This is a genomic window from Alcanivorax sp. HI0083, from assembly GCF_001635175.1.
Genome location: NZ_LWFX01000695.1, coordinates 1 through 320 on the forward strand (window position 1 = coordinate 1; position 320 = coordinate 320).

Consider the following 320-nt stretch of genomic DNA (forward strand, 5'->3'; position numbering starts at 1 on the left):
TTGCCGGAGCCATTGGGGCCCATGATGGCGTGTACCTCGCCCGGGTTCACGGTGAGGTTGAGGCCCTTGAGAATCGGCTTGTCCGCCACGGTGGCGTGAAGATCACGAATTTCCAGCATGTTTTGATGCGCCTTTCGATTGGGCCGGGAATCCGACCCGAGTTAATTCAGGGTGTTGTTCGGTGAAGTCGGGGCTTAGCCCACTGCGCCTTCCAGGCTGACTTCCAGCAACTTGCCCGCTTCCACGGCAAATTCCATGGGCAGTTCCTTGAACACCTCCTTACAGAAGCCGTTCACGATCATGGAAACCGCCTTCTCCGG

General features: G+C 57.8%; 1 pseudogene. It reads right to left on the bottom strand.

What is annotated here, in order from left to right:
- A pseudogene (gene sufC / locus A3754_RS26540) lies at positions 1-119 on the bottom strand (Fe-S cluster assembly ATPase SufC); the annotation flags it as partial.
- Positions 120-320 lie beyond the last annotated feature (201 nt).